Genomic DNA, 5,051 nt, shown 5'->3' with positions numbered 1-5,051 from the left:
ACCTGATTTCCCGATGAACTTTATCCTGAATACCATCCCTAAAAAGGCCGAACCCATGCCCTTGCCCGACCCGAACAATAAATTGGCTAAGGGAAAGTACCTTACCAATATGGCTGGATGCGCAGAATGCCACACACCGGCTGAACAAGGACAAATAGTGGCCGAAAAAATGTTTTCGGGCGGCAGGTCTTTTGAATTGCCGACGGGGACAGTCTACTCTGCCAACATCACCCCACACAAGGCAACGGGTATCGGCAACTGGACGAAGATAGATTTCGTAGCCCGCTTCCGCGCCTATGCCGACAGCGGTTACGTACCGCAAAAAGTAGGTCCGAACGAAATGCAAACCATCATGCCCTGGACAATGTACGGCGGGATGAAACCGGAAGACTTGGGGGCAATCTATACCTACCTGATGTCTGTCGACCCGATTGAAAATTCGATTCGGGAGAAATTTAAACCAAAGGCCGAAACGGAGGTGGCGGCAAGGTGATCGGCAAGCCAGTTTTTTCGTTTTCGTCCGGGAAGTTTTTGGTACAGTTCAATTCATTCCTACAACAACTGCGTGCCATCCTGCCTTAAAGTTATAGCTGACTTGAAAGCCGCTGGTTTCACAGATTTTGGCGACCAGAGCCAAGCCCAGGCCCAGCGAATCTGGATGGTTGCTCTCCTTCCGAAAACGCGCCCAGAGTTGTTCGATCGGGACGGTAGGCGGACTACCCGTGTTGCGGATGATGAGTTTTTGCGGGCTAAGCGTCACGCCGATCTCACCTTCCGTCACATTGTGTTTGATGGCATTCGTGAGCAAGTTGTTCAGCAACACGTCGGCCAAGTACGGGTTGAGTAGTACTTCCACGCCGACTTCGATATGTTGATTTACCTTGATGCCCTTGTGTTGGATAAGCCCTTCCCAAAGCGTGAGTTTTTCGCGTAGCAACTTGCTGAAATCCAGCCGCTCTTGCCTTGCAAACTGACGGTTCTCGATTTTGGTCAGTAGCAGCAGCGTCTGGTTCAGGCGGGCAAGTCGCCCGGTCGTGTCCAGTAAGCCGCTGATTTGTTCCAATTGGGAATGGGTGAGGTTGGGAGCTTGCAGCAGTTGTTCCAAGTTGGAATTGATGACCGCCAACGGCGTCTGCAACTCGTGCGAGGCATTTTCGGTGAAGGTTTTCAGACTGGCGTATTCTTGCCGGACTAGCCGGGTGAGCTGATCCAGGTTGGCTTGTAAGGTTAGGAACTCGCCAGTAGTAGTAGGGGTAAAAGTCAGAGGTTGCGTTTCGTTAATCTTGAAGGTATCGAGCGTAGCGAGGGTTTGGTAAAAAGGCTGCCACAATCGGTTGGACAGCAAGTAGTTGACCAAAAGTAAAGCCAACACCAGCGCGACAATCAGCCCGGCAAAAATCATGAAAACGGCCTGACTCAGATCTTCCGTCTCGTAGATTGGATTTTGAATCGTGACTTTGTAGTGCTGAATTTCACTCGTCGAGTCATCCAATGGCAGCACCGAAACGCCAAACGACAGGATTCGGTAGTCGAGCATTTCACCGGGTTCGAGCGGGTTGGCCAGCACAGTGTCGGTCAGCGTTTCACTTGCTGGTTCAACCACCCGTATTACGGCCAGGCTGTCGGTAAGAGCATACCAGTTTTCTGGCATTTGCCGGGTTTCTTTAAGATGGGCGGCGAGTTTTTTCTTTTGGGCATAAAGTTGTTCGGTGGCCTCTTCGCTAAATATTTTTTTTAATAAAAAAAAGCAAAACACGCCGCCCAGGCTCGCCACTAGCAGACAGGCTATTAAAAATGAGCGGGTGGCTTTTTGAATCAGCTTCATGTGGTCATTTTGTAGCCTACGCCATAGATGGTTTGGATGTAGTCGGGACAGCCCTGTTCGGTGAGTTTCTTGCGCAAGTTTTTCATCTGGGAATACAGGAAATCGTAACGATCCACCTGGTCGATGCCGTCACCGTAAAGGTGTTCCGAAATGGCCCCCTTGGTCAGGACACGGCCTGGGTTAGCCAGCAAGTACACCAGCAAGTCGTACTCTTTTCGCGTCAGCGAGACGGTTTGGCCGTTCACGCGCACTTCCTTAGCGTCGGGCAGTACTTTGATCGGGCCAAAGACAATCTCGGGATTGCCGTCGAACTGCCGTCGCCGCCGCACCGAATTGAGTCGGGCGTTGAGTTCAGATAGGTGAAAGGGTTTGGTCAGGTAGTCGTCGGCCCCCAGATCAAGGCCCCGAACTTTGTCATCGAGCGAATTTTTGGCCGAGATGATGATAATGCCCGCCCGCGAACGCGTCTCCTTCAATTTCTTGACCAAATCAAGCCCCGAGCCGTCGGGAAGCATAATGTCCACCAAGGCGCAATCGTACTCGTAAACGCCAATTTTCTCGTCGGCATCCAGCGCATCCGTCGCCCACTCACACACGTGCCCCTCCGCACGCAGGAAGTCCAGAATAGCGGAGGCGAGGAGTTTTTCATCTTCAACCAGGAGAATTTTCATGGTGCCGTTGTCTTCATTATTTCCATACAAGTACCAACATCCCGGCAAAGATGAGGGCGGCCCCGATCAGCACTTTTGTAGTAACGGGTTCGCGCAGAATGAGAAAAGAAAGCACGAGCGTAACGACGATGCTGGCTTTGTCGATGGAGGCCACGTACGATACCGGGCCTTCTTTCATCGCGCGGTAATAAAACACCCACGAAACCGTGGTACACAGGCCTGAAAAGGCCAGCAGCCACAGGTCGCGCGGGGCGGCTTTGCGAATCTCTGTGAAAGCGTTTTTGAACAAAAATGCATTCACCGTCACAAAAGCAAACACTACTGCCGTGCGCACGACCAGCGCCGAGTCGCTGCTCATGTCTTTCATGCCAAACTTGGCGACCACCGACGTCAGGCCCGCAAAGAACATCGAAATCAAGGCGTAAACAATCCACTTTTCCATAAGAATCCGAGTTTGGGACGGGATTTTTTACTCCATTTTAACGGGCTTGCCGCTGGCGTCGAAAATAAGGTCTTTGCCGCCGACTTCGGCTTCGTAGTAAGTCTGGCCGCCTTTCTTGATGATGGCGGCTTCCTTGATCTTTTTGCCTTTCAGGGCGGCTTGCACCGCGGCGGGCAGTTCCGAAATTTTGATCTCTTGCTCTACTTCCTGCTCCACGCCCAGCGGGTTATATACTACCGACAGTTCCACTTTCCCTTGTTCAAACTCTACTTCAAAATCGCCGTTTTTTTCTTTTTCCCATTCCACATCGCTGGCAGTGGGGTAGGCTTTGGCGAAGGCTGTCTTGACGGCGGCGGGTACTTTGTCGGCTTTTACTTTCTGGGCGCGGGCCCCGAAGGGGACGGTTGCGGCCATTAGGGCCACAAGAATCATGCGTTTCATATTTGAGTTCTTTTAAGGTGAATTAATAGCTCAATAATACGGACCGATTCTGGTGCAAATCTGGAAAAATATACAGCCCTACTTCCCCAGCCATTCCTTAAAGGGCGTAATGCGGTCGCCGCTAACGAACACTTCGAGCCGCGGCGGGGGCCGGAGGTCGAGTTTGAGCTTGCCGCCCGAGTAGGCGTGAATCGTCTGGATAGAATCCAGTGCTACCAAAAAGGCCCGATTGACTCGGAAAAACCGCTTCGGATCGAGTAGGTCACCCAGTTTGTCGAGGCTGTACTCGATGGAGACGTTGAGTCCTTCGGCGGTGGTGAGCCAGGTGGACTTGTCAGCAAAGAAAAAGTAGGCGGTATCGCTGGTTTCTATGCTGCGGATTTTGGTACCTATAGTCACCATAAACCTTTCCTTGTAAGCTACCGAAGGCGAACCGCTCCCAGACGTTTCGCGCAACAAATGCAGGATATCTGTCAGGTCCGGCGTGGGCGAAGCACGGAGATTTTTGAACTTGTCGATGGCGGTTCCTAACTCGTCGGCGTCGATAGGCTTGAGCAGGTAGTCCACGCTGTTGGCTTTGAAAGCTTGCAGGGTGTACTCATCGAAGGCAGTGGTAAAAATGATCGGTATCGTCAGTTTGGCCTGCTCAATGAGTTGGAAGCCCGAGCCGTCTTCGAGGTGAATATCCAGAAATACAAGTTCCGGCCTGGAATTAGCCGGATCGGCCAGCCACGCCACCGCTTTAGCTACGCCTGGTAGCTGGGCCAGGACGCGGATGGCAGGGTCGTACTCCCCCAGCAATTTTTCCATCCGCTGGGCGGTACGCTTTTCATCCTCAATAATCAGTACGTTCATAGCAGCGGTAGTTTTACAACAAATTCCCCGTCCTGCTCGCCTACCTCCACGGGGCGGTCGGTCAGCAAGTGGTAGCGGTTGATGATATTCTGCAGTCCGACGCCCGTCGATTCATCTTTCCCGTCGGGCCGGGGTTGCAGCGGGTTGGCAACTACCAACGCATCGCCCTCTTGCCGGATGCGCACCTGCAGAGGTTCCTCTTCCGACAAGCGGTTGTGTTTGACCGCGTTTTCCACCAGCAGTTGCAGCGTGAGGGGAGCAATGGCGAAGCCGTCGCGGGCCGTTTCCGGTACGTCAATGTCAACGAAAAGCTTATCCTCGAAGCGAATGGTGAGTAAAAAAGTGTACGCTTCGATGAAGTCGAGTTCGGTGCGCAGACTAACCCGCTCGTTGTCGCGCTGCTCCAAAATATAGCGGTAAGCTTTGGCCAGTCGCCCGATGAACTGCACCGCCAGGCGGGCGTCCACCTCTACCAAAGAAGTAAGAATACTAAGGCTATTGAAAAGAAAGTGCGGATTTACCTGGTTTTTCAGAGCGGCAAACTGCGACTGCACGGCTTCTTTTTCCAGCCGCTCGGCCTGCACCTGCAACTGCTGAATGCGCCGGGTGGATCGGCGATTGGTGGTCAGGTAGTAGGTTGACAGCAGCGCCATGAAAAGCAGGCCGTTGTTCATGCGCTGCCGCTGATCGGAATCGCGTGGTGCACCGATGTGGCTCCCCGGCGTGGTCTGGTTCAGGCGGTTGATCTCCTGCTTCAAATCATCTCCCATAGTATGGATCAGGATGCCGAACAGCACATTGAAGAGTAGGGCCAAAA

General features: G+C 52.8%; 7 protein-coding genes. 1 reads left to right on the top strand and 6 read right to left on the bottom strand.

Annotated features, from left to right (window positions below; translation table 11 throughout):
- The coding region (locus tag ACEW8P_RS14670) for a c-type cytochrome (RefSeq protein ID WP_373513827.1) at window positions 1-493 on the top strand (493 nt) is incomplete at its 5' end.
- Between the two features lie 48 nt (window positions 494-541).
- Here the strand turns inward: ACEW8P_RS14670 and ACEW8P_RS14665 are convergent.
- The 6 genes from ACEW8P_RS14665 to ACEW8P_RS14640 all read right to left on the bottom strand — a co-directional run.
- Window positions 542-1,825, bottom strand: a complete 1,284-nt coding sequence (locus ACEW8P_RS14665) for a sensor histidine kinase (RefSeq protein WP_373513826.1) — start codon at window positions 1,823-1,825, stop codon at window positions 542-544.
- The gene (locus tag ACEW8P_RS14660) at window positions 1,822-2,496 is read right to left on the bottom strand and encodes a response regulator transcription factor (RefSeq protein WP_373513825.1); all 675 of its coding nucleotides are present in this window, start codon (window positions 2,494-2,496) and stop codon (window positions 1,822-1,824) included. The genes ACEW8P_RS14665 and ACEW8P_RS14660 overlap by 4 nt, the downstream gene beginning before the upstream one ends.
- Before the next feature lie 16 nt (window positions 2,497-2,512).
- The gene (locus ACEW8P_RS14655; RefSeq protein WP_373513824.1) at window positions 2,513-2,938 is read right to left on the bottom strand and encodes an EamA family transporter; all 426 of its coding nucleotides are present in this window, start codon (window positions 2,936-2,938) and stop codon (window positions 2,513-2,515) included.
- A gap of 27 nt (window positions 2,939-2,965) precedes the next feature.
- A complete protein-coding gene (locus ACEW8P_RS14650) occupies window positions 2,966-3,379 on the bottom strand; it encodes a PepSY-like domain-containing protein (RefSeq protein ID WP_373513823.1) in 414 nt (137 codons plus the stop codon).
- Between the two features lie 78 nt (window positions 3,380-3,457).
- Entirely contained in the window at window positions 3,458-4,234 is a 777-nt protein-coding gene (locus tag ACEW8P_RS14645; protein WP_373513822.1) for a LytR/AlgR family response regulator transcription factor, read from the bottom strand.
- The coding region (locus tag ACEW8P_RS14640; protein ID WP_373513821.1) for a sensor histidine kinase at window positions 4,231-5,051 on the bottom strand (821 nt) is incomplete at its 5' end. The genes ACEW8P_RS14645 and ACEW8P_RS14640, both read right to left, overlap by 4 nt.

The sequence above is a fragment of the Persicitalea sp. genome, assembly GCF_041751555.1.
GTDB lineage: Bacteria > Bacteroidota > Bacteroidia > Cytophagales > Spirosomataceae > Persicitalea.
The sequence above is the reverse complement of the archived record's forward strand: the minus strand, read 5'-3'. Positions and strand labels throughout refer to the sequence as shown.